General features: G+C 59.5%; 26 protein-coding genes. 9 read left to right on the forward strand and 17 right to left on the reverse strand.

Annotation, left to right across the window (positions count from 1 at the left end; translation table 11 throughout):
* Positions 1–12: 12 nt before the first annotated feature.
* Together ccoS and DQ405_RS09305 are read left to right on the forward strand one after the other, a co-directional pair.
* Positions 13–222: a cbb3-type cytochrome oxidase assembly protein CcoS gene (gene ccoS / locus DQ405_RS09300; RefSeq protein WP_168423948.1), complete on the forward strand. Its 210-nt coding sequence runs from the start codon at positions 13–15 to the stop codon at positions 220–222.
* Entirely contained in the window at positions 215–940 is a 726-nt protein-coding gene (locus DQ405_RS09305) for an urease accessory protein UreH domain-containing protein (protein ID WP_168423949.1), read from the forward strand. The genes ccoS and DQ405_RS09305 overlap by 8 nt, the downstream gene beginning before the upstream one ends.
* A gap of 57 nt (positions 941–997) precedes the next feature.
* Here DQ405_RS09305 and nadE read toward each other — a convergent pair whose 3' ends face one another.
* Positions 998–1825: an ammonia-dependent NAD(+) synthetase gene (gene nadE / locus DQ405_RS09310; protein ID WP_168423950.1), complete on the reverse strand. Its 828-nt coding sequence runs from the start codon at positions 1823–1825 to the stop codon at positions 998–1000.
* Positions 1826–2026: 201 nt separating this feature from the next.
* On the opposite strand from nadE, the gene hemN reads away from it, so the two are divergent.
* The 4 genes from hemN to DQ405_RS09330 all read left to right on the forward strand — a co-directional run bounded on the left by hemN (position 2027) and on the right by DQ405_RS09330 (position 5430).
* Complete coding sequence (gene hemN / locus DQ405_RS09315) at positions 2027–3406, forward strand: oxygen-independent coproporphyrinogen III oxidase (protein ID WP_168423951.1); 1380 nt, start codon at positions 2027–2029, stop codon at positions 3404–3406.
* A 104-nt stretch (positions 3407–3510) separates the two neighbouring features.
* Positions 3511–4245, forward strand: a complete 735-nt coding sequence (gene fnr / locus DQ405_RS09320) for a fumarate/nitrate reduction transcriptional regulator Fnr (protein ID WP_168423952.1) — start codon at positions 3511–3513, stop codon at positions 4243–4245.
* Positions 4246–4261: 16 nt separating this feature from the next.
* Positions 4262–4810 (forward strand): adenine phosphoribosyltransferase, encoded by a 549-nt coding sequence (locus DQ405_RS09325; protein ID WP_168423953.1) that lies wholly within the window; start codon positions 4262–4264, stop codon positions 4808–4810.
* 20 nt (positions 4811–4830) lie between these two features.
* Positions 4831–5430, forward strand: coding sequence for an SCO family protein (locus DQ405_RS09330; protein ID WP_168424046.1), 600 nt, complete (start codon positions 4831–4833; stop codon positions 5428–5430).
* Positions 5431–5448: 18 nt separating this feature from the next.
* Here the strand turns inward: DQ405_RS09330 and DQ405_RS09335 are convergent, their stop codons facing one another.
* From DQ405_RS09335 to pdxB, 9 genes are all read right to left on the reverse strand, one after another.
* Positions 5449–6153, reverse strand: a complete 705-nt coding sequence (locus tag DQ405_RS09335; protein WP_168423954.1) for a transporter substrate-binding domain-containing protein — start codon at positions 6151–6153, stop codon at positions 5449–5451.
* A 13-nt stretch (positions 6154–6166) separates the two neighbouring features.
* Positions 6167–6940 (reverse strand): ABC transporter permease, encoded by a 774-nt coding sequence (locus tag DQ405_RS09340; RefSeq protein WP_168423955.1) that lies wholly within the window; start codon positions 6938–6940, stop codon positions 6167–6169.
* Positions 6937–7683 (reverse strand): ABC transporter ATP-binding protein, encoded by a 747-nt coding sequence (locus DQ405_RS09345; RefSeq protein ID WP_168423956.1) that lies wholly within the window; start codon positions 7681–7683, stop codon positions 6937–6939. The genes DQ405_RS09340 and DQ405_RS09345 overlap by 4 nt, the downstream gene beginning before the upstream one ends.
* Positions 7684–7780: 97 nt before the next feature.
* Positions 7781–8770: an ABC transporter substrate-binding protein gene (locus DQ405_RS09350; protein WP_168423957.1), complete on the reverse strand. Its 990-nt coding sequence runs from the start codon at positions 8768–8770 to the stop codon at positions 7781–7783.
* A gap of 217 nt (positions 8771–8987) precedes the next feature.
* On the reverse strand, positions 8988–9587 hold the full coding sequence (recR, locus tag DQ405_RS09355; protein ID WP_168424047.1) for a recombination mediator RecR: 600 nt from the start codon (positions 9585–9587) through the stop codon (positions 8988–8990).
* Between the two features lie 111 nt (positions 9588–9698).
* Entirely contained in the window at positions 9699–10025 is a 327-nt protein-coding gene (locus DQ405_RS09360; protein ID WP_025241324.1) for a YbaB/EbfC family nucleoid-associated protein, read from the reverse strand.
* Between the two features lie 15 nt (positions 10026–10040).
* Positions 10041–12083 (reverse strand): DNA polymerase III subunit gamma/tau, encoded by a 2043-nt coding sequence (gene dnaX / locus DQ405_RS09365; protein ID WP_168423958.1) that lies wholly within the window; start codon positions 12081–12083, stop codon positions 10041–10043.
* 151 nt (positions 12084–12234) lie between these two features.
* The gene (ltrA, locus tag DQ405_RS09370; protein ID WP_168423959.1) at positions 12235–13974 is read right to left on the reverse strand and encodes a group II intron reverse transcriptase/maturase; all 1740 of its coding nucleotides are present in this window, start codon (positions 13972–13974) and stop codon (positions 12235–12237) included.
* A gap of 1147 nt (positions 13975–15121) precedes the next feature.
* On the reverse strand, positions 15122–16267 hold the full coding sequence (gene pdxB / locus DQ405_RS09375; RefSeq protein ID WP_168423960.1) for a 4-phosphoerythronate dehydrogenase PdxB: 1146 nt from the start codon (positions 16265–16267) through the stop codon (positions 15122–15124).
* A 121-nt stretch (positions 16268–16388) separates the two neighbouring features.
* On the opposite strand from pdxB, the gene DQ405_RS09380 reads away from it, so the two are divergent.
* Complete coding sequence (locus DQ405_RS09380; RefSeq protein ID WP_168423961.1) at positions 16389–17777, forward strand: MATE family efflux transporter; 1389 nt, start codon at positions 16389–16391, stop codon at positions 17775–17777.
* Between the two features lie 21 nt (positions 17778–17798).
* Here DQ405_RS09380 and DQ405_RS09385 read toward each other — a convergent pair whose 3' ends face one another.
* Positions 17799–18554, reverse strand: coding sequence for a sulfite exporter TauE/SafE family protein (locus DQ405_RS09385; RefSeq protein WP_168423962.1), 756 nt, complete (start codon positions 18552–18554; stop codon positions 17799–17801).
* A gap of 105 nt (positions 18555–18659) precedes the next feature.
* On the opposite strand from DQ405_RS09385, the gene DQ405_RS09390 reads away from it, so the two are divergent.
* Positions 18660–19616: a LysR family transcriptional regulator gene (locus DQ405_RS09390; RefSeq protein WP_168423963.1), complete on the forward strand. Its 957-nt coding sequence runs from the start codon at positions 18660–18662 to the stop codon at positions 19614–19616.
* Between the two features lie 11 nt (positions 19617–19627).
* Here DQ405_RS09390 and DQ405_RS09395 read toward each other — a convergent pair whose 3' ends face one another.
* Together DQ405_RS09395 and speE are read right to left on the reverse strand one after the other, a co-directional pair.
* A complete protein-coding gene (locus DQ405_RS09395) occupies positions 19628–19969 on the reverse strand; it encodes a ribonuclease E inhibitor RraB (protein ID WP_168423964.1) in 342 nt (113 codons plus the stop codon).
* A 430-nt stretch (positions 19970–20399) separates the two neighbouring features.
* Positions 20400–21260 carry a polyamine aminopropyltransferase gene (speE, locus tag DQ405_RS09400; RefSeq protein WP_168423965.1) on the reverse strand — a complete coding sequence of 287 codons (861 nt, stop codon included), beginning with the start codon at positions 21258–21260 and terminating at the stop codon, positions 20400–20402.
* A 135-nt stretch (positions 21261–21395) separates the two neighbouring features.
* Between speE and DQ405_RS09405 the strand changes: the two genes are divergently transcribed.
* Positions 21396–22391, forward strand: a complete 996-nt coding sequence (locus DQ405_RS09405; RefSeq protein ID WP_446730872.1) for a DNA-3-methyladenine glycosylase family protein — start codon at positions 21396–21398, stop codon at positions 22389–22391.
* Positions 22392–22399: 8 nt separating this feature from the next.
* Here the strand turns inward: DQ405_RS09405 and DQ405_RS09410 are convergent, their stop codons facing one another.
* From DQ405_RS09410 to DQ405_RS09425, 4 genes are all read right to left on the reverse strand, one after another.
* A complete protein-coding gene (locus DQ405_RS09410) occupies positions 22400–22591 on the reverse strand; it encodes a PLDc N-terminal domain-containing protein (protein ID WP_168423966.1) in 192 nt (63 codons plus the stop codon).
* A 3-nt stretch (positions 22592–22594) separates the two neighbouring features.
* Positions 22595–22804: a PLD nuclease N-terminal domain-containing protein gene (locus tag DQ405_RS09415; protein WP_168423967.1), complete on the reverse strand. Its 210-nt coding sequence runs from the start codon at positions 22802–22804 to the stop codon at positions 22595–22597.
* 73 nt (positions 22805–22877) lie between these two features.
* A complete protein-coding gene (mtnC, locus tag DQ405_RS09420; protein ID WP_168423968.1) occupies positions 22878–23561 on the reverse strand; it encodes an acireductone synthase in 684 nt (227 codons plus the stop codon).
* Entirely contained in the window at positions 23561–24109 is a 549-nt protein-coding gene (locus DQ405_RS09425) for a 1,2-dihydroxy-3-keto-5-methylthiopentene dioxygenase (RefSeq protein WP_168423969.1), read from the reverse strand. The genes mtnC and DQ405_RS09425 overlap by 1 nt, the downstream gene beginning before the upstream one ends.
* Between the last annotated feature and the right edge of the window lie 49 nt (positions 24110–24158).

Genomic DNA, 24158 nt, shown 5'->3' on the forward strand with positions numbered 1-24158 from the left:
CTGGAGGCCCTTATGGCCGCGCTTTACATTCTGATTCCCGTCGCCGTGGTTCTGGTTGCATTGGCCATCTGGGTATTTTTCTGGGCGGTCGATAGCGGCCAGTACGACGATCTGGATGGCCCTGCTCATAGCATCCTGTTCGACGAGGAAGATCCCAAGCATCGCGCTGGCATCGAGCAAGCGGAAAAGAGCAACGGCGACGGAAAATCCGATCGTGGCTGACTTGCTTCCGCTGATGGTCTCTGCGCTGGTACTCGGCCTGCTGGGCGGCGGGCACTGCCTGGGCATGTGCGGCGGCTTGATGGGCGCGCTGACGATGGCGATTCCGCAGGACCAGCGCGGCAAACGGTTGCGATTGCTGATCGCCTATAACCTCGGTCGGGTGCTCAGTTATGCCAGCGCGGGCCTACTCATCGGGCTAGCCGGTTGGGCGGTCGCCAACAGCCCAGCAGCTATGGCGCTGCGTGTCGTAGCGGCGCTGCTGCTGATCAGCATGGGACTTTATCTGGCCGGCTGGTGGAGCGGCTTGACACGAGTCGAGGCGTTGGGACGGGGACTGTGGCGTCATATTCAGCCATTCGCCAGCCGGCTCATGCCGGTCCGGAGCGTACCCCGCGCTCTGTTGCTCGGCGCGCTCTGGGGCTGGCTTCCCTGCGGTCTGGTCTACAGCACCCTGCTCTGGGCTGCGAGCCAGGGCGACGCGCTCGACAGCGCGCTGCTGATGCTAGCGTTCGGTATTGGCACCTGGCCCGTACTGCTGGCAACCGGCCTGGCGGCCGAGCGGCTAACCGCCGTGCTGCGTAAACGCGGCGTACGGGTACTTGGCGGGGTGACAGTCATCCTGTTCGGTGTCTGGACGCTCCCTGGGCCCCATCAGCAGTGGCTGATGGGGCATGGCAGTGGTCCAGCTCAGCAGCAACCGGCGCATCTTCACCACTGAAAAACCGCAAGCAGGTAGCAGCTCCCGGCAAGCTCCGGCTTTAACACCATGTGTTTGTCAGGGCTCTTTCGGCAATTGACGCTTATGCGCTGATTTGTCGTAGGTTTCGACGATGATGCGGGCCGCTTCATCAGGTATCGACCGACCCTGCAGGAAGGCATCGATATTCTGGTAGGTCACGCCATGCGCCTCCTCGTCCGGCTTGCCTGGAGAAAGCTCCTCGAGATCGGCCGTTGGAATCTTCTTCACCAGCTGATCGGGTGCCCCCAACGCGGCGGCCAGCTCACGCACCTGATGCTTGACCAGGCCAGCCAGGGGTGTCAGATCGCAGGCGCCGTCGCCGAATTTGGTAAAGAACCCCATTACCGCTTCGGCCGCATGATCGGTGCCGATAACCAGCCCCTGCCGAGCGTTGGCAATGGTGTACTGAGCCACCATACGCATCCGCGCCTTGGTGTTTCCAAGCACGAAATCCCGTTTCGCTGGTGTCAATGCTTCCAGCGCCTCGGTAGCACGTGACAGCCCTTGCACGGCGGCACCTATATTGACGGTATGGCATTCATCCGGCTTGATCGTATCGACCGCCAACTGGGCCTCGTCCTCGTCATGCTGCACCTGATACGGCAGACGAACTGCAATGAAGCGGTAGTCGTCGCCCTCTCCGGCTGCGCGCATCCCTTCGACCGCTCGCTGTGCGAGCAAGCCGGCAGTGGTCGAGTCGACACCACCGCTGATGCCCAAAACGAGGGTTTTCAGGCCGGATTCGCGCAGACACGCCTGGATAAAGGCGACTCGCCGGTCTATCTCCGCCTGTACAGCGGCAGGATCGTCGAAGGGCTGGCAAACATGGAGTGCGGCAGCGATCTCTAGCTGGCGGCTGTGCATGAACTTCTCCTGTGCGGAAGGAACGATTCGGCTGGGGCTCCCAGTTTGACTAATCCGACCACACTTCCGCGAATAAATCTCCCTTTCCTGACACCGATGCCCGCGTTGGTCGCAGCGTCAAGACTCACTTGATACAGGTCAAGTCTAGTCGGTCCTCCCCCCCCTAGAATCCCGTCACTGCACTTAACCCGAGAACGTACGATGCTCGACGCCATTCGCTGGGATGCCGACCTGATCCGTCGCTACGATCAGGCTGAGCCACGCTATTGGTCCTATCCGACGGCTCTCCAGTTCGGCAGCCTGGGTTCCTTCGATCTGCTGCATGCACTGCGTCGAAGCCGGCAGGCCAGTCGTCCGCTTTCGCTGTATGTTCATCTGCCATTCTGCGCGAGTGCCTGCTATCACTGCCGTCGCAACAAGGTCATTACCGAGAATCGGGGGCGCGCACAGCCCTACCTGGAGCGTCTGGCGAGGGAGATCGAGCTGACTGCCTGCCATCTCGGAGCTGACCAGGTGGTCGAGCAGTTGCACTTCGGTGGCGGCACACCGACCTTTCTTGGTCATGACGAGCTGCGAAGGCTAATGGCTCATTTGCGCAAGCATTTCACGCTTCAAGACGACGATCACGCTGACTTCAGCATCGAGATCGATCCTCGCGAGGCAGACTGGCCGACGATGGGTCTGTTGCGCGAGCTTGGCTTCAACCAAGTCAGTATCTGCCTGCCGGACCTGGATCCGGGCGTGCAACGGGCGATCAATCGAGTGCAGACGCTTGAACAGACCCAGACGGTCATCGAGGCCGCCCGCACCCTGCAGTACCGTACGATCGACGTCGATCTGCTTTATGGACTACCGCTGCAGACTCCCGAAGCTTTCGCACGGACGTTAGACGCAATCATAGCCCTGCAACCGGACCGAATATCCGTTTCGGGCTATGACCACTTACCTGAGCGGCACATGGCACAACGACGTATCAGGCAAGCCGATCTCCCCACTCCAGCCGACAGACTCGCAATGCTGCAACACGGCGTGGAGCAACTGACCCGCTCCGGCTACCGTTATATCGGCATGGATGACTTCGCCCTGCCTGACGACGAGCTGGCAATGGCACAGGAAGACGGACGGCTGCAGCGCAACTTTCAAGGCTATACCACTCATGGCCATTGCGACCTGATCGGCCTGGGTGTTTCGGCGACCAGTCAGGTCGGCGACCTGTACTGCCAGAACAGCAGCGACGTCACCGCCTATCAGCAGTCGCTGGGTCAGGACCAGCTTGCTACGGTTCGCGGGATGCGATGCAACGAAGATGATCAGATCAGACGCAGGATAATTCAGGCCCTGACATGTGATTTCGAGCTACGTTTCGATGAACTCGAAAAAGAGTACGGGATCCGTTTCAGGAGCTATTTCGAACAGAGCTGGCCTGCCTTGGAACAGTTGGCTGCCGAGGGGGTTATCCAACTGAAGGAAAATCTCATCAGCATCCTGCCGGCCGGACGCCTGTTGGCACATCTGGTCTGCATGTCGTTCGACCGCTACATACCCGAGCACTCCAATCCGTACTCATCCTGCGCAAACTGAGCAAGGCGCTGGTCAACCCGACCTGCGACCGTGTGTGCCAATTGGCCTATGAAGGCTCCCTGAGGTAATCTTGCACGTCCCGTAAGGTTTTTCAGGAACCACCTATGTCCGAGTCGATCAAGGTCCGCAAGCAGCCGCAAGCGCATTGCAAGGACTGCAGCCTGTCTGGCCTTTGTCTGCCGCTTTCGTTGAACCTGCAGGACATGGAAGCGCTGGATGAGATCGTCAAGCGGGGTCGTCCTCTGAAGAAGGGGGAAATGCTGTTCCGTCAAGGTGACGTATTCAGCTCCGTGTTTGCCATCCGCTCGGGGGCCTTGCGCACTTTCAGCGTTACCGATGCTGGAGAAGAGCAGATCACGGGCTTCCATCTGCCCAGCGAGCTGGTCGGGCTTTCCGGCATGGACACCGAAACCTATCCGGTATCCGCACAAGCGCTGGAAACCACTTCGGTCTGCGAAATACCCTTCGATCGCCTAGATGAGCTCAGCGTACTGCTGCCTCAATTGCGCCGCCAGCTGATGCGCATCATGAGTCGCGAAATCCGTGATGATCAGCAAATGATGATGCTGCTCTCGAAGAAGACAGCCGATGAGCGCATCGCGACTTTTCTGGTTAACCTTTCGGCGCGCTTCAGCGCGCGCGGCTTCTCTGCCAACCAGTTTCGCCTACCCATGTCTCGCAATGAAATCGGCAGCTATCTGGGCCTCGCGGTCGAGACAGTGTCCCGTGTATTTACTCGCTGCCAGGCGAACGGCCTGCTAGAAGCCGAGGGTAAGGAAGTGCGCATCCTCGATTCCATTCGCCTATGCGCCCTTGCGGGCGGAAACATGGACGCCTGACGCGCCCGGAGCCCGTATGATTTTCGATGAGTTTTCCATCAAGAAGCTGATTCGCCCGGTCCCGGACTTTCCCAAGCCAGGCGTAGTGTTCCGAGACATCACGCCACTGCTGCAATCGCCAAAAGCCCTGCGCATGGTGGCGGACAGCCTGATCCAGCGCTATGTCGAGACCAATTTCAGCCACGTTGGCGCGCTGGATGCTCGTGGTTTCATAATCGGCTCGATAATCGCCTACGAACTGAACAGACCGCTGATTCTGTTCCGCAAGAAAGGAAAACTTCCAGCCGACGTGCTGGCCGCCTCTTATAACACCGAGTACGGCGAAGCCTTTCTTGAAGTCCACGCAGACAGCCTTTGCGAAGGCGATTCGGTACTGCTGCTGGACGACCTGATCGCAACCGGTGGCACATTGGTGGCCGCCGCGCAGCTGGTTCGCCGCATGGGCGCGCAGATTCATGAAGCCGCTGCGATCATCGATCTGCCCGAGCTGGGGGGTTCACGCAAACTGCAAGACATGGGAATCCCCACCTTCACGCTCACGGCGTTCGAGCTGAACGAGCGCTAGTCGTGTTCCGCAAGACTTCGATAGCCACCCGCTGTGCAGCGCTACTGGGCCTGCTTGTTTGCAGCTCGATTTCGCATGCGCTCGATCGCAACGCCCTGCTTGATGAAGCTAATCTGCTGCTTCTGCCGCGCGAGCGGCAGTTACCGAATGTGGAACTGGTAAATGAGCAGGGTGAGGTCACCAGTACCGATGCTCTGCGCGGCCGCTGGCATCTCCTGTTCTTCGGATTCACGGCGTGCCCGGACGTTTGCCCTACCACCCTGAGCGATATGCGCCGGCTGTTCGGCCAGTTACCACAGGAGGCTCGCGACCAACTCCAGCTGGTGCTGGTCAGCGCCGATCCGGCGCGCGACACGCCCGAAGCGCTGCGCACTTACCTGGGTTATTACCGAGCGGGCTTCAAGGGATTAACGGGCGATATGGCGCAACTGCAAAAACTGTCCAGAGCGCTGGGCCTTCCTTTCGTCCCGGCAATGGAAACCGAGGGCGAATACAGCGTCAGCCACAGCGGAAATCTGGCGATCATCGGTCCCGATGGAAGTCTTCGCGGCCATATCCGCGCCCCGCTCAAACTCGATGGGTTGCGCCTGGCCTTGCCTCAGTTAATCGAAGCCGAGTGAGATCCTTCCAGACAATCGCTAATGACAATCCAAGGTATCAGCGAGCACATAGGCCTGGAAGGCGACTTCATCGATCCAATACTGAGTGATTTCAGCCCGCGTCCTCTGGCCCTGATCACTGGCCATGATCTGCTCGATTTGCTGCTGCAGTACCGCGTCTTCCGCCTTGATTCGCAGCGTAACAGTGGCTTGTTCCAACACGGGCAGCAGCCGGTTGTAGCGACGCCACTCGGGCAGAGCGGCGATCTGCTCCAGCAGCAGGCGATCATCCACCACCGCCTGGCATTCGCCGAGTTTCAGTCCGATCAGCGCTTGTGCTGCACTGGGATAGACGCGAGCAATGCCGCCAAAGCGAGACACGACGATAACTGAATGAGAGCTTTCCGCCGTGACGCAGAATGGCTTGCCCGCTAGGTCCGCCCAGTCAGCAGGGCCCGCTTCAGCTGCTGTTAGCGCCCCGATATCGCTGGAGTAATAGGCAGGGCCCGATGCAACCGCACCGATACGCAGATCAGTTTGTGTGGGCCTGTCGACCAACGCAATATCGCGCCCCAGCGCCTCAGCCAGACCGGCCAGCCAAGAGGCTTCGAATCCCTCGGTAACCGACCCCGCTTCCGCCGCTTTCAGCGGTCGATAATCGCCGACCGGCACTGCGTTCAGAGGCGCTGCCAGCGCACTGACCGGGATTGTCAGCACAAGCATCAGCCGCAGCAGAAAGGTCATCAGCGCGTACCTCTCAGATGTATTGGTAGCGAAGCATCCGTTGCTTGAATTTCTCCAGCACCACCTGATCGATCAGAGTTGCGAGGATGGCAATCACGAGGATGTTCATCATCACCCCAACCATGTCCGCAATCTCGCCGGAATAGGCCAGAGAACGTCCCAGGCCCTGACCGAAACCGATCAGCATTTCCGCCGAAATCAGCGCGCGCCAAGCGTTACCGAAGGCCAGCTGTGCACCGGTGATCAGCTCCGGCATGACGGCTGGCAGATAGACGCGCCGCAGCAGCTGCCAACGCGATGCACCCATCACCCGGGCCGCAGATACATGGACCGGCTGTACGCTTTCGGTCGCGTTCATCACAGACAGCGCCATCGGAAAGAAAGCGGCCAATGCAACCACGACTATGATGGGCAGATTGCCGAAACCCATCACGATAAGAAACAGCGGTACCCAAGCGATCGACGGAATCGATTGAAGGATCACGATGGCCGAGCGCAGAATTTCACGGAAGAAGAACAGCACCCCTCCCACCAAACCAAAACCGATACCAAACAGCAACGCGAAGCTGTAGCCGCTGCCCAGCCGGCTCATGCTGCCGTACAATCCGTCACGGAACGCAGGTTCCTGAACAGTGGCGAACAGCCGTTCAAAAACTACCGGAATACCTGGCATCAAAAACGCTGGCAGGCTCCATGCCGCGATCTGCCATATCAACAAAATGAAAAGAATCGCCAATACCACAGCGAGATACTTCTTCGGGCCGGTAAGACGACGTCCCTGGCTCATTGGTGCCCTACCTCCGTCTTGATGCCCAACAACCGAAGAATCTCGCGCCGCTCGGCTGCAAATTCGGAAAGATCGTGGCTTTTTTCGCAGTGGGTGAAATTGAAGGTCTTAAGCACTCGCGCCGGACGTGCGCTGAATACCAGTACGTGATCGGCCAGGTACAACGCCTCGTCAACGTCATGGGTGACCAACAGTACTGTGGGTTGATGCTCATCGATCAGCTCACGCAACACATCCTGCAGAGCCATACGCGTCAGCGCATCCAGCGCACCGAAGGGTTCATCGAGCAGCAGCACTTCCGGCTTGGCGATGAAAGCTCGCGCCAGTGCGGTACGTTGGCGCATACCGCCAGACACCTGATGCGGGTAGTAATGCTCGAAACCATCCAGACTTACCCGGGCGAGCCAGGCCTTCGCCTGCTCGAACGCATCAGCCTTGGCGACCCCTTGAAGCTCTAACGCCATGGCAACATTGGCCTGTAGCGAAAGCCATGGATACAGAGCGTGCTCCTGAAAAACCAGGGTACGCCGAGGGCTCGGACCAGGGATCTTCTTGCCGTCGGCAAGCACGCGCCCGGCAGTCGGATTCTCCAATCCGGCGACCAGGTGCAACAATGTCGACTTACCACAACCTGATGGTCCCACCAGCGCGACCAACTCGCCTTGGGCAAATTCGCCGCTGAAGCCCTTGATGACTTCGAGCTGCCCGAAATGTTTGTCTACTTCTTCAAACCTGAGCTGCATAACGCTTTGAAGACCTCAAGAATCTTGCCCACTGGCGGGCTGAATGACACTGCCCGGCGCTAGGGCCGGGCAGTGTGTGGAACGATCTGCCGTAGCGTTAGAGTTCACGCGCCTGCTGCCAGGACAGATCGAGAATCGCACCTGTATCGAACGGCTTGCCATCGCGGGTCTTAAGCGAGCCGAGTTCCTGAAGGATATCTGCCAGCTCCTGAATACGTGCCAGGTCGGCATCCCCAAGCTTGGCGCTGAAGGTCTGAGTGGCAATGGCTTCTTCGATGACGACTTCGCGAGGTAGCTCGCCACGATGAAGTGTCTTCAGCGTCGGCTCGGCAATGAAGTAATCAGCAATGAGCTTGGCTGCTTCGCCCGGCTGGTCTTCCAGCAGCGCAATTGCGTCGCGCTGGGCATCCAAGGATTTCCAGACTTCTTCCTTTCGCTTTTCCAGGGTTTCGCCGGAGGTGATCACCACCATGCAAGGGAATGGCCAGACCTCGCCGATTTCGTATATCTGCTCCACTGGCGCCACCAGCTGGGCAATCCGGTCATAAGGCTCGAAGAGAAACGCTGCATCGGCGCGGCCCGAGACGAGAGACTGCACCGCAACCGCCGGGCTGGTACCCATGATGTTCACTTCGCTGGGTGACAACCCGGCGGCCTTCAACGTGACGCCACGCAGCACCGCATCAGCCGTGCTGCCCTCTTTCTGAGACGCGAGTATTTTGCCTTTCAGGTCGGCAATCTTCTCGATGCCGGTTCCTTCGCGAGCCACGATGGAGTGATAACCCTGCTGGGCGCCGCCAACGACCTTGAGGTCAGCGCCCTTGGAGGCCCAGGCCACCGCATTGGTGAAGCCGAGGACGCCGGTATCCAGCTGACCACCGATGATGGCCTTGATCAGATCAGTACCGGAACTGAACTCAACCAGCTCCACATCCAGGCCGTGTTTCTTATAGAACTCGCCCTCGTAGGCCACCATTGCCTGCGCGTCATCCATGACACGGATGTAACCGACTTTGAATTTTTCCTGTGCTTGAGCAAAAGCACTGAGCAACAACAGGGCGGGTACCAGCCAGAGTTTTGCCTTCATCATCGACCTCGAATTTGTCGTCATTGCCAGGTTATATAACTAAAAGAAAGCATGTAATAGCTTGGAGTTATAACTCATTTCTGGCTTAGAACTTTACACGAAGTTTTTGCTAACCGGCACTGCCTAATAGCCATAAGCCACAAACATGTGGTTATAAATCAGCAGCTGTTAAGTACCGTGATCATCGCTCCGCCGTAGTTGTTCTACAGCTTCAGATTCAAAGCGTGATGGTTTTTCGTCCGGCCAGTGCGTGCGCGAGCGTGCCCCCGTCCACCAGGTCAAGCTCGCCGCCCAGCGGCACCCCGTGGGCAATACGGCTGAGCGTCAGGCCCTTCGGAATCAGTAACTGGGCGATGTAGTGAGCGGTAGCCTCACCTTCGACGGTGGGATTGGTTGCCAATATCGCCTCGCTGAAATTGCCTTCGGCCACCCGTACGAGCAGTTCGGGAATCCCGATGGCCTCGGGGCCAAGGCCATCGAGCGGAGACAGATGGCCCTTGAGCACGAAGTAGCGGCCACGGAAGCCTGTCTGCTCTACAGCGAATACATCCACAGGGCTCTGAACGATGCACAGCAGTGAATCGTCCCGCCGTGGGTCGGCACATTGGGGACAGACCTCATCCTCACTCAATGTCCGGCATTGCCGGCAATAACCCACCTCTTCCATGGCTCGGGTCAACGCCTGAGCCAATCGAAGCCCGCCGCTGCGGTCACGCTCAAGCATCTGCAACGCCATGCGCTGAGCGGTCTTCTGGCCCACGCCGGGAAGAATGCGCAGTGCATCGATGAGTTGACGAATCAGTGGACTGAAGGACATGAAGGTCTCGGTGAACTCGGTGAAACTGAACATTGAAGCTGCAAGCTGCAAGGTCGCGACTGATTCCACCGCTTCAGCAAACCTTAGCGCTTCACTTGCAGCTCATGGTGCTCAGAACGGCATTTTGAAACCCGGCGGCAACTGCATGCCATCGGTCATGCCGGCCATTTTCTCTTTGCTGTTCTGCTCGATCTTGCGTACGGCGTCGTTCACCGCAGCGGCGATCAAGTCTTCGAGGATCTCTTTATCTTCCTGCATCAGACTGTCGTCCAGGCTAACGCGCTTGACGTCGTGCCGACCGTTCATCACGACACTCACCAAGCCCGCGCCGGACTGGCCGGTTACCTCTGCGTTGGCCAGTTCTTCCTGCATCTTCTGCATTTTTTCTTGCATCTGCTGTGCCTGCTTCATCAGGCCGGCCATGCCACCTTTCATCATGGGAATCTACCTCGATCAGGGTTCGGAGTGTTCTACGGGTTCGATGGTACCGTCGCGAATGACGGCGGCGAACTGCTGCATCAGTTGCTGCACCACGGGATCGGCCTGGATCGACAGCTCTGCCGCCCGTTGACGCTCACCGCGGCGACGCGCAGCCGCCTGGGCAGGTGTTTCCTGCTGCGGCGCCTGCAGCTCGATATCCAGCTGTAATGTGCGTCCGTGGTACTGATTCAGCGCATCGTTCAAGCGGCGATGCTGTGTTGCATTGAACAGCGCACTCTGCGCTGGATCCAGGTGCATGAGCCAGCGATCGCCGTCTACGGAAATCAATGTGCAATTGGCCGCGATGCTGCCGGTCAAGCCGCCCAGACCGAGTTTGAGATAAATATCGAGCCATTTTGCAGCCAATCCCGTCGCGGGCTCGACCGCCGGGGCGGGCTCGGCGACCTGCGGCTCCGGCGTGAAATCATCCAACCCATCGAGATAGGCTTCGGCCTGCGTTTCGGCTTCGAAGTAATCCTCGTCGGTCAACGGCGGCTCGTCATCGTCCTGCTCGATTACCTCGACGACTGCAGTGACATGCTCAGGCTCGGCAACCGGCGTGGCCCGCTGCTCCAATGCCTCGCGCTCTATCGCGATTGGTGCGGTGTCCGGCGGCTCGTTCCAAGGCACGTCGACAACAAGGGGCACGGGTTCCGGCGTTGCAGGCTCGGGCAAAGTCTCCACCACCACGGCATTCGCGGGCACCGGTTTCGGTGCGGGAACGACATCTACCGGAACGGGAATCGGTTCCACTTGTTGCATGGTGGGAGGGGTAATGACAGCGGGCTGCGTCGGCATCACCGATACCGCAACCGGATCATGAACCGGCGCAGCCGATGTTGCTGTACCGGCCACGTCCGCTGTTGTGGAATCAGTCGTGGCCGGACTGATCCCCAAGCTCTTTAGTGATGTTCGCGGTGCGCCTTCGCTGTCGGCAGGTCGAAACGCGAGCATGCGCAGCAGGACCATTTCAAAGCCACTACGCGGATCAGGTGCCAGTGGCAGATCACGCCGCCCAATCAGGCCCATCTGGTAGTAGAACTGTACGTCTTCGGCTGGTAATGCCTGCGCCAGCGCCAATACCCGGTCGCGATCGCCCTGCCCGTTATCCACTGCATCCGGCAATGCCTGGGCAACTGCGACACGATGCAGAACATTGAGCATTTCAGCCAGCACTCCCCCCCAATCGGGGCCCTGCTCGGCAAGGTGACGAACCGCTTCAAGCAGCGCCCGCGCATCGCCTTCGAGCAGCGCCTGCAGCACGCCATAAACCTGCCCGTGATCGAGGGTGCCGAGCATGCTGCGCACATCGGCCGCGAGCACCTTACCCTCACCAAAGGCAATCGCCTGGTCGGTCAGGCTCATGGCATCGCGCATCGAGCCATCGGCGGCGCGGCCGAGCAGCCAGAGCGCATCCTCCTCGAAGGGCACCTGTTCGACGCCAAGCACGTGGGTCAGGTGTTCGACCACGCGTTCGGGCGGCATGTTCTTCAACGAGAATTGCAGGCAGCGCGAAAGTATAGTCACCGGTAGTTTCTGCGGGTCCGTCGTGGCCAGCAGGAATTTGACGTGTGGTGGCGGCTCCTCAAGGGTCTTGAGCAGCGCATTGAACGAGTGCGACGAGAGCATGTGAACTTCGTCGATCAGGTAAACCTTGTAACGGCCGCGGCTGGGCGCGTACTGCACATTGTCCAGCAGCTCGCGGGTGTCCTCGACCTTGGTTCGGCTCGCGGCGTCGACCTCGATCAGATCGACGAAACGGCCCTCGTCAATCTCACGGCAGACCGAGCACTCGCCGCAGGGTGTAGAGCTGATGCCGGTCTCGCAGTTCAGGCACTTGGCGATGATCCGCGCGATGGTGGTCTTGCCGACCCCACGCGTCCCCGTGAACAGGTAGGCGTGGTGCAGGCGCTGGCTGTCCAGCGCGTTGATCAGGGCCTTGAGCACATGCGTCTGCCCGACCATTTCGCGGAACGAGCGCGGACGCCATTTACGGGCTAGTACCTGATAACTCATAACACCATCGCGGGATAAAGCAGGTCGGGTAGGGACAGGCCATTACTGGCCCGTCCCCCCCTAAGAACCGTACGTGCGGCTTTCACCGCATACGGCTCAAGTTTACGAAAAGCCAGCCAAGAGGCTAACCGACATTATATGGCGCGAGATATTAGCATCTCTGGCCACCGTATCGCAGAGTTACCTTTTCACGCTGGCTATGCACCAGTGCATGGCAGTTGGGATGAAGCAGCACGCGGTTCCTCAAAGTATCCGGCCCGCCGTCCACACGCCTGATGACGTGGTGGTCGTGCCAACCGGTTTCCCTGCTGATCGCATGCCCGCACAGGGCGCAGAGCCCCTTCTGTCTGCGGAAGATGCTGAGCACCTGTCCCCGATAACGCAGCTTGAGCTGCATCCGTTGAACCCTCAGCGCTTCCCACCTCAGTTCCTGCGTCGCGTCGTAGGGCTGATACTCACCCGGCAGACGCTTGTGACGCACGATGGCGGTTTCCGCCAGCCCGTACAGCCGTCGGAACTGCCTTTCTCCCTTGCCATTCTTGTAGGGATACGCAAACACCCAGTTCCGCCTGCCTATGGATCGGAAGTATTTATTCCTGATCCAGTCAGCCGACTTCTTCGGATGCCTACGTTTCGCCCACCTCCAGAGCCGCCAGAAAATAAGATTATCCAGCTTGCTGAAGGTCTGTTTTGCCACGACCGGGGAGTGGTATTGCGCCCACCCCTTCAGTACCGGGTTCAGCTGGCCGATCAACGCGTCCTGCGTCAGTGCTCCGCTGCCTTTGATGATATCTCGCACTTTCCGATAGAACGCCGAGGCATTCTTCTTCGAGGGCTTGATCAGCAGCTTGGCTTTCCTATAAAGCGATTTCGGCACGTACTTCCTGAAATTCCACCCCAGAAAATCGAAGCCTTGGTGGATGTGCGTGATCTGCGTTTTTGCCCGTGACAGCGCAACCCCTCGTACCGACAGGAATTGCTCTACCCAGGGTTTGACTTCTTCCTCCAGCAGTTCTTTCGAGGCTGCAGTTACGACGAAGTCATCCGCGTAGCGCACACACTGCACCTTGGCGCTCTTGGCCTTCCGAGCCCCCAACTTCTTCACCAGATGGCGCTTTAGCTGAGTCTCCAAGCCATTCAAGGTAGCGTTAGCCAGACAGGGCGAAATAATTCCTCCCTGCGGCGTCCCGGCCTCCGTAGCCATGAGTTGTCGCCGGTCGATAACCCCGGCCTTCAACCATTTGCGCAGCACCTTCCTATCCATCGGGACATTCCGGCACAGCCATTCATGGTTAATGTTGTCGAAGAAACCTTTGATGTCCCCTTCCAGAATCCAGACCGGCGCCGTTTGCGGCGACAGCAGGTGGAAAAGCTCGACCATTGCGTCAGCAGTCGAACGATCCGGGCGAAATCCATAGGATTTCGGATCGCTGGTGCTTTCGATTACAGGTTCCAACGCTTGCAGATACAGCGCCTGCATGGCCCGATCCAACATCGTCGGGATACCCAGTGGGCGTTTCTCTGGCTTGCCGGGCTTCGGTATCCATACCCGCCGTAGCGGCTTGGGCCGATAGCCTCGCTTTTTCGACAGACGTCCCACGGCATGGAGCTTGGCCTGAGGCGTTCCCCAGGTTTCTCCATCGACACCCGGCGTCTTGCGACCCCGGTTCTCCGTGACTCGTCTTACGGCCATACAGCGACCATAGAACGAGTGGGTCAGCAGTCGTTGCAGGCGTTTAACCCTGCGCCAGTCGCCTTCCCGAGTTGCCTGCGCAATCTTTAGCTGCGCTTTCCGAACGGTTTGTTGAATCCTGGCCCAATCCAGATCGTGCCAGTTCGTCATCCCGTCGAAGGACGCAGACGCGACCGGTGTTGCTGGTTGCGTTTTCATACAGACCTCCTGATATGCACGACATTCAGGACGGACTACTCCCCTATGGGCAGTAGTCGCCCATAGGGTCGTTTGTTATCGCTGGAATCAGCGGCTATGTTTTGCGCTCGTAAACCAGATGCACGTCAGCCAGGGTTGCCCCTGCCGGTAATGTCTCAACCGGTATGCCACCCATTACAGGCAGCCCTTCGCTTTTTGCATCCTCCCATTCCCCACACCCATCAGCGCGCCTTGCGGTTTGCCTGCCTGACCGATGTTGCTGGCCAGGCGAGTGGTCGGGATTGCCACGTTCCCCGAGTCGCATCAATTCCCCGTTTAGGCTTCGTCTCTCCCCCGGCAGTCTGCGGTACCGCATCACCTCATCCCACGGTGATGACCGACTGCATTGCCGTTTTGGCTGAGGCCAATAATTGCAGTAGGCCCGTCCATTATGACGAGGGTTCTGGCGACGATTCACATGTGTTAGCCATGCGGGTTGGGTCATTAGCCTCGACACGTCCGTGCAATTCGGACGCGAAGCGTTCTCCGTCACCGGATAACACCCTCTTGCGAGCGAGACATTGTTAATCGGGCTTCACACCCCAGGGTTGGCCCCTGACGCATGCCGATCTAATGAACTGGCGGGTACACGCCAGGCTCGGTACTCCCTGAACAAGCAGAGCTGAGCAATGCGATTCGGAGCTTGACGCTCCGCGCTTGGTTTAACGTCCCCCAACGTCTCACGACGGTGATAAAGGCTCGATGCCCAACGTGAGGGACGAAATCTGCCCAGAGGGCGGAATTCACCCTCTGGGTTAGACATTATTTGTAACAATCGAGCTAGGCTAGATTGCAACTTTCTGGTTTCTGCACCCTATTGCGGACCCATTTTGGGTGCGAATTGATGCAGATTCATTGCCTAGCCTCGTAAAAACGCAGAGCGTCCGAAGCGTAGGATTACCAGGCTGAGCCGGGTACATTAGCTGCTGTTTTAAGCATTAACCCCTTGAAACAAAGGGTTTGGAGCCATGGTGCAGTTAACCAAACCAAGCGCGACACGTGCACACGTGTCGCACAGGACGGGTAATGCTAGCGGAGCAGGCCGCAAATTGCATCCGACCTGTCGCTCGCAACCTGAATGCGCCTCACAATCGGACTCGCCACCAGATCAGCGCTTCAAGGTCGCACCCAGGGCCTGCACGAGCTGCTCCAGCTGCGGCTGCGCAGAACTGATGTCGATGTGCAGCCCGTCTATTTCCCGACGCGGCGGGTACTGTTTACGCAACCGATCGAAATCGATACGCCGCTGCTCCTCGCTTTCACTCAGGGTGCGACGGAACGCGGCGTCGTCGCTACGGGGGTCATAGACAGCCCGGCAGATGGTCGCCAGCATATCCGCAGGCTTGGCTGAGGCATCGAAAGAGAGCCCGCGCAGCGGCGCAACCGGCATCAGTGCGGCCAGCTCGATGGTCGGTTCCAATCCTTTGCTGGCGCAGAACGCTTGATAGATCTGCGCGGTGCCGCGCAACTTGCCATCCAGGCTGTAGCCGGCGATGTGCGGCGTTGCGATCCAGCACAGTTCAGCCAGCGCCACGGCCACCTGCGGCTCGCCCTCCCAGACGTCGAGTACTGCCTGGATGTCAGGTCGCCGGGCCAACTCTTCACGCAGGGCTGCGTTATCGACGACCGCACCACGAGACGCGTTAATCAACCAAGCACCCGGACGCAGCTGTTCCAGGCGAGCCCTATCCAGCAAATGAAATGTGGGATGGTCGCCATCCAAGGTCAGCGGCGTATGCAGGCTGATGACATCGCACTCCGCGAGGATTTCGTCCAGACCGACGAATTCGCCTACTTCGCGCGCTTGGCGCGGTGGATCGCAGACACGTACATCCCAGCCCAGGCCACGCAGCACTTCCACCAATCTGCCACCCACTTCCCCCGCGCCCACCACCCCATAGCGCCGGTCTTTCAGACCGACGCCCTGTCCCTCGGCCAGCGCCAGCAAGCTGCCGAGTACGTAGTCGACAACGCCACGGGCATTACAGCCCGGGGCACTCGCCCAATCGATACCCGCTTCTTCAAAATAGTCGAGGTCGAGGTGATCCGTGCCTATGGTGCAGGTGCCGACGAAGCGTACCGCGCTCCCTTCGAGCAGTTCGCGATCGACTCGGGTGACAGAGCGAACCAAAAGCACCTCAGACTGTTCAAGCGCCGCTTTATTGATACTCCGCCCCGGCATGCGGCGAATGTCGCCATGCTCGGCAAAAAAGGCGTCGACCAGTGGGATATTTTCGTCGGCAAGGATGCGCATTGGCGGGCTCCGTCATTAGTACGCCCATTCTAGACCGCGTCGCGCCGCAATGCTGTCTTCCCGAGAGTCTCTCTCGCGGCGTAGACTAGGCTGCTTACTGTATACAATCCGGAAAGCCGCAATGCCCACTGAGTTGAAACTCAGACGGGTTCGCGTTGAACTGCGCACCCTCTTCGCCCTCGCCCTACCAATGATGATTGCCCAGCTGGCGAACACCGCCATGGGCTTCGTCGATACCCTGATGGCCGGACGCGTTAGCCCACATGACCTTGCCGCCGTCGCCCTCGGCAATTCCATCTGGGTTCCGGTGTTTCTGCTAGTGACCGGGATCATTCTGGCGACGACCCCCAATGTTGCTCAGCGCTTCGGCAGTGATCAGCACGAAGAGATTGGTCCGCTGGTACGGCAAGCGCTGTGGATGGGCTTAGGCATCGGGTCGTTGTTCGCCTTCCTGATGTGGAATGCCGAGCCGGTGCTGCATCTCATGCAGGTTGAACCGATTCTGATCGATCCCACCATGGCCTATCTGCGCGCGGTCGCCTGCGGATTTCCCGCGGTGGCTCTGTATCAGGTGCTGCGCTGTTTCAGCGACGGGCTTGGCCACACCCGACCGAGCATGGTGGTGGGTATCCTCGCGCTGACGTTGAACATCCCGCTGAACTACATATTCATCTACGGCAAGCTGGGCCTGCCGGCCATGGGCGGCGTCGGCTGCGGCTGGTCGACCGCACTGGTCATGAGCTTCATGTTGCTGGCAATGCTGTTCTGGGTACGGCGGGCCAAGTATTACCAACCAAGCCGGCTGTTCGCCCGTTTCGATTGGCCAGATTGGTCGGTCCTGAGCCGCCTGCTGTCGATTGGCGTACCGATCGGCGTCGCAGTTTTCGCCGAGGCCAGCATCTTCTCGGTCATTGCATTGTTGATTGGCGGCCTGGGCGCCACCGTTGTAGCCGGGCACCAGATCGCGCTTAACTTCACCTCGCTGATTTTCATGATTCCGCTGTCGCTGGGCATGGCCATCACCATCCGCATCGGTCAGGCGCTGGGACGCGGCGCACCGCGGGACGCACGCTTCGCTGCAGGGGTGGGGATCGTCTCGAGTCTGGTTTATGCCTGCTTCTCAGCAGGCTCCATGCTGCTATTCAGCGAGCAGATCGCCCGCATCTACACTACAGACCCGGCGGTAATCGCGGTCGCGGCCGGCCTGTTCTTCTATGCCGCGCTATTCCAGTTCTCCGACGTGGTACAGGTCACCGCAGCAGGCGCACTACGCGGCTACCAGGACACGCGCATGACGATGATCTTCACCTTGTTCGCCTATTGGGGGATCGGCCTTCCGGTGGGCTACCTGCTCGGTCTTACCGATAGATTCGGGGAGGCGAGCGGCCCGGCCGGGCTCTGGCAGGGGCTGATCGCCGGATTGAGTTGCGCAGCGATATTGCTGACCATCCGCCTGGTACGCAGCGCCCGGCGTGAAATTCGCCGACAGCCGAATCAAGCCGTAGCGTAACACTGGCTTAGTTCGGCATATTCAAACCTCGAGCGCCAGCATGACCGCACTTAGCAGCAGAAAGCCGCTGAACAGAATACGAAGCAGACGCTCCGGCAACGCATGCGCCAGCTTCACGCCAAGACTGATGCTGAGCAGGCCACCGATGGCGAGTGGCACCCCCAACGACCAGTCCACCTGCCCATGGGTGGCATAGGTGAACAAGGTGACAGCCGTGCTGGGTGCCGCCAGTGACAATGAAAGCCCCTGCGCCACCACTTGCGAGGTACCGAATACGGCGGTAAGCACCGGCGTAGCGAGTACCGCGCCGCCAACACCGAAAAGCCCACCCAGCGCTCCGGCACCGGCGCCCAGCATTCCCAGCCACGGCCAGGCGTGGCGCAGCTCGGTCCCGCCGGGCTGAGGACGGAAGAAGACCCGCGATAGCGTATAGATAGCCAAGGCGACGAGAAAACCGACAAAGGCGATCCGCATTCGCCCGGCATCCAGCGACACCGCAACCGCGGCGCCGACAATGGCAAAACAGAAACTGGCGATGCCCAACGCCGCGGCATGACGTGGGTCGATGCGGTTGCGCTGGTGGTAGCGCCAGATGGCAAGCAACACATTGGGCACAACCATCACCAGTGCGGTGCCCTGCGCAACCTGCTGATCAAGATTGAACAGCACACCCAACACTGGAATCGCAATCAGCCCGCCGCCGATGCCGAACAGGCCGCCGAGCGTTCCCAACGCCAAACCCAGCACAACATTCAGCCCGAATCCGAGGAGGTCCATGTTCGCTTCCTGAGCAAAACCGTCATGCTACCCAGCGCTTCCTGGCAGGCATACGCATAAGCATGCACAATGGCTTTGCGATTATTGCAAAGGCGAGTGGAACCCATGGATGCGAATGTCCTCACCGATCAGCTCAAGCTGTTTCTCGATGTCATCGCCGCTGGCAGCTTTTCGGCCGCGGCCCGCCTGCATGGCCTTACGCCGTCCTCCGTTGCGCGGCGCATCGATTCATTGGAACGTTCGCTCGATTGTCGGCTGGTCAGCCGTAGCACTCATTCGATCAAACCGACCACCGCCGGCCAGGCCTTCGCCGAGCGCGCCAGCCGCATCGTTCACGAACTGCATCTGGCACGGGCCGAGATGGCGTCTCTGCACAACACACCGGAAGGCCGTATTCGCATCGATGCGCCGGCGCCGTTCGGACGCCGACATCTGGCGCCCGCGCTTGCGGAATTCCTGCAGGCCTATCCGGGGGTCGATATCCAGCTGCGCCTGATAGACAGCTTTGTTGATCTACATGGCGAGCACCTCGGCGAAGTCGATCTGGTGCTACGCATTGGCCCGCTGGTAGATACGCGCCTGGTTGCTACACCGTTGGCGCCGATGATGCGCATCGTCTGTGCCAGCCCGAATTATCTACAGAAGCGAGGCGTTCCCCAGACGGTCGCCGATCTACCGGAACACGATGGGTTGGACTGGGAGGCCCTGGCACCGCCGCATGCATGGCGATTCGAGCACGAAGGCAGACAACAACTGCTGCGCCCGGGGCGTCTGCGGATGATCGCGAACAATGCCGAAGCGCTGCTTTGCGGTACCTTGGCGGGTCTGGGAATTGCACATCTACCGACCTGGCTGGTCAGCGATCACCTGTTGCGTGGAGAACTGCTGCCGTTGTTCTGCGAACAGGGACTACCAAAACCGGAACCTAGCGGGATTTACGCCTTGCGCCTGACCCGCGAAGCGGACTCGCGCAGCCGGCTACTGCTGGAGTTTCTGCGGAATCGCTTCGGCCCGGTCCCTCCTTGGGACCAGGCACTGCAGAGCGGACTCGGCTTTGGTTGAAGGGAGTTTGATCAAACAGCGCAGCCGGAGAGTTCCTGTGTCACCCCCCAGCCATCGACCACACCACCCAACGGCTCGATCAGATCTTCCAGATCCTGTTCAAAGTCACCAATACCGTCGAAGGTGGCATACATTACCTTGCTGACCTGCAGATCCCAGGCTCCGTCATCACGGGGAGCAATCTGCGCATTGACGCACTCACCGCGGAAATTACTCGCCGCGGCGCACGCACGCTCTCGATCAGGGAATACGGCATAGAACTCGATGGGATGCACGCGGGCGAAATCGAAACCGCCTTCTTTCATCCTCATCAGTACGTTGCTGCTCACATCCTCATGGAAGGTGGTACTCATAAAACAACCTCCTCGCACTCATGGATGAACGATGTCAGGAATGGAAAAGCTTTTAATCAGCCTCGTTGCGGATATCGACCGGACAGTGCCAGCCGTGGGTTGCCTGAAGACGCGGAAACCCCGCGTGCGTAAAAGAGGCGCGCCATACCAATATGGCCTCGACGACGCCAGGTAGTTCGGTTGATCCGGGATCACGCCGACCGCAGCGCTGATGAGCCTTATGACTCAGCCTTCCCTACCGGCGCTACGCATACAACAGCATAGGTTGCCCTTCGAACATACGGCGTATGCATCGCCGCCGCAATGGGGACGGTGGATACAGAAGGTGCGGAGCTGTATCAGACGCAACCGACCGGTCGATGCAATCGTCCGGTCTGGTTTTCAGCGAGCGGGTCAGCGCCCCGCAGCAAGGGCCGCGGCGATGAGCGACCTAGTCGTTACTCGGCTTGCTGATAGCCTGGAGCACGTACTGAGGCAGCGCGAACGCGCCAAGATGGACGTGTGGATTGTAGTAACGGGTGACAATTCCACTGCCAGCGAAACGCTGGCAGAGAATTTCCAGCGACACTTTGCGGCTGGCAGAATCGCAGGCGCCCCAGGCGAAGGTCATGGCGCCGCCGATATAGGTAGGCACTGCCGCCTGATAGAAATGCCAATCAGGGAACAACCCGGTCATGCGCTTGGCGGTGGTTTGTACTTCGGCCAGCTGCATGAACGGCGTGCCGTTTTGCGTGACCAGAATGCCGCCATCGTTGAGGCAACGGCGGCACGCCTGATAGAAGTTTTCCGAAAACAGCACCTCACCAGGCCCGATGGGGTCGGTCGAATCGGAAATGATCACGTCGAATTTTTCTTCGGTGGTCGCCACGAAGCGCATGCCGTCATCGATTACCAGATTCAGCCGCGGATCATCGAATGCCCCCTTCGAATGCTCCGGCAGAAACTCCTTGCACATCTCTACTACGGTACCGTCGATCTCGACCATGGTGATGCTTTCCACGTCGCGGTGCTTGGCGACTTCGCGCAGCATGCCACCGTCACCGCCGCCGATGATCAGCACACGCCGCGCCAGACCGTGGGCCAGAATCGGCACATGGGTGAGCATCTCGTGATAGATGAACTCATCCGCTTCAGTGGTCTGAATGACTCCGTCGAGCGCCATGACGCGCCCCATGCGGGCATTTTCAAAGATCACCAGATGCTGATGCTCGGTGCGCACTTCATGCAGCATCTTGTCGATCTTGAAACGCTGGCCGTATCCCTCGTAGAGAGTTTCCTGATAATCGCTCATGGGGTGTCTCCCTGATGGATGGCGTGACAGACCGCCCCGCAGGCCGCGCGGGTTGTCCGTTTGCAAAGGGCGCATTCTACTTTGGTCTCATGACAGGTGGAACCATCCACTTTGAAAGCGCATTGCGGTGAAGACATGGCTATAAATCCTGGCTATCGTCGATTCATGACGCCAATTCGCCTTCGCTACACAGCCCCTTGGAGCTGGTTGCAATTTGACCAGCACTTCTCGCTACGTCTGCTGCCTGGTGTTGAGTCGCTCAGCACCGAGGGCTACAGCCGTACTGTGCGCATCGGCGAGCATGCCGGCTGGATCAGCGTTCGACCGCTGCCTGGAGAGGCCTGTTTAGAGCTGACGCTTTGCGATTCGCTGCAGGATCATGCGGCCCTGCTGGCGTTGCGGGTCCGCAAGATGTTCGATCTGGATACCGATCCGGCAGCCATAGCCCGGCATTTCGCGGACGATCTTCTGCTCGGGCCACTAGTCAGTGCCGCGCCCGGATTGCGCTTGCCGAGCGCCTTCGATCCGTTCGAACAAGCCGTGCGAGCCGTCGTCGGCCAGCAGGTAACTGTTAAGGCTGCTGTGACCATCACTCGGCGCCTGGTGGAGCGGCTAGGCGAAGAGCTGCCTCACGCACCACCAGCCGAAGCTGATGGCCTGCACCGGCTATTTCCCAGCCCGGAGGCGATAGCTGACGCTCGGTTGGACAATATCGGCATGCCCGGCAAGCGCGTCGAGACGTTGCAGCGTCTGGCAGCTGCGGTGGCCGAGGGCGCGCTTGAACTCCATATACGAAACGGCGCCGATGAGCTGGTCAGCCGGCTCTGCGAGCTGCCCGGCATCGGCTCTTGGACCGCCGAGTACATCGCCTTGCGCGGCTTTGGCGAGGCAGACGCCTTTCCGGCCGCCGACCTCGGACTGCTGAAGGCGCCGTTGTGGGGAAGCGGGGGCATTTCAGCTAGAGAGCTGCTGGCGCGTTCGCAGGCCTGGCGACCGTGGCGGGCCTACGCCGCCGTGCATATCTGGCAGAACTATGGCGAAGCCGCCGCGATAACCAAACCAAAACAGCCGAAAGCGGTGGGATCTTCGCGAGCACCAGCGTTGGGCCGTCAATCGCCAGCCCCAGCTTGAGACCGTCGCTACAACCTGACTTTGGCGAAATGCCCGGCGGCGATGAACCACATGATCAATCCCACCACCGGCAATAGCACGATGACGAGGCTCCAGATGATTTTGCGCCCCACCTCGATGCGAGTACGCCAGACCTGAACGATGGCGACTACGTCAGACACCAGCACGATCAGGGCTAGCAGCGCACTCCAGGTTTCCACGCGTCAGGGCCTCAGGTTCCGATCATCAGGACGATTGCCGCGCGGGCCCATGATGCCCCAGATGATTAGCCCCAGGACCGGCAGAATGACGATCAACAGCACCCAGAGGGCTTTTTTCCCGGTGGTGCTATCACTACGGATCACGCTGACGATGGCCCAGATATCCAGCGCCAGGATAAGCAGGCCGAAAATACCGCCGAAGGCATCGGTCATGGCAAGGCTCCAATTTACGGTGGGTTCGTAATTAGGATGCCCGGGCGGTTTGAGGGTTCAGTAGGCGATCCGCTCAGTAACGAGCGGGATCGATCGCATCGAAGCTGTCAACCACCTCATGACCTGCCAGCGAGCCGCCCTCGCGAACCAGCCCGCAGGTCTGCATGCCAGCCTGGCGCGCGGCGTCCAACTCTTCCACCACATCGGAAAGAAACAGGATTTCACCAGCTTGCGAGCCGATCGAAGCGGCGATTCGTACGTACGAATCCACTTCGCGCTTGTGGCCGCTGCCGGTATCGAAATAGCCGGAGAACAGCGGTGTCAGATCACCCGCCTCGGCGCAGCCGAAAATCAGTTTCTGAGCCTGAACCGACCCCGACGAATAGACATACAGGGCGTAACCCTGCTCTTGCCAACGTCGCAGTGCGGCGACCGCATCCGGATAGACATGGCCCTTGAGCTGGCCAGCACGATACCCATCGGCCCAGACCATGCCCTGCAGTGCTTTGAGAGATGTAGCCTTTCGATCCGCGGCGATCCACTCCAGCAAAATCTCGACGACACGCTCGATACTCGCATCCGGCTCGCCACTCTCGCGGCGTACCGCCTCGATCTGTTCCGCCACCGCCGGCTCTGTCGCACGATTGCGCACGAACGCAGGCAGATGCTTTCGGGCATAGGGAAACAGCACGTCAAAGACGAAGCTCACCGCACTGGTGGTGCCTTCGATGTCGGTAAGAATGGCTTTGATCGGCATCAGCAATCCTCCAGCCGCGGAAAGCGACCAGCGATATCTTCGCCGGTAAATTGCGCGACCCAGCCTTCAGGATTATTGAACAGGCGAATGGCGACGAAGTGGGGGTTTTCACCCATATCAAACCAGTGCTTGGTTCCTGCCGGCACTGAGATCAGATCATTTTTCTCGCACAGTACGGCGTATACCTTGTCCTCGATGTGCAGCGTGAACAACCCGCGGCCGGCAACGAAGAAGCGCACTTCGTCTTCAGCATGGCGGTGCTCCTCTAGGAACTTGGCGCGCAGTTCGGCCTTTTGCGGGTGGTCGCTGGCGAGACTGATCACATCGACGGTGACGTAACCACGCTCACTCATCAGCCGGTCGATCTGGGGACGATAGGCGGCAGTCACCTCTTCCGAGCTGGCTCCCGCAGCGATGGGTGCGCTCGCCTGCCAGCGCTCAAGATGCACGCCGACGTCGGCCAAGGTGGCGGCGATGTCGTCGACATGAGTGAGAACCTTGAGTGGCTGTTCGGGAGCAGTGTCCTGATAAACGCTAAGGATACTCATGGTGATGGTCTCCGGCCGGGGGGTGGCTGCCCGGGCCTCTCTTCGGTTA

This window comes from Pseudomonas sp. SST3, assembly GCF_003325755.1.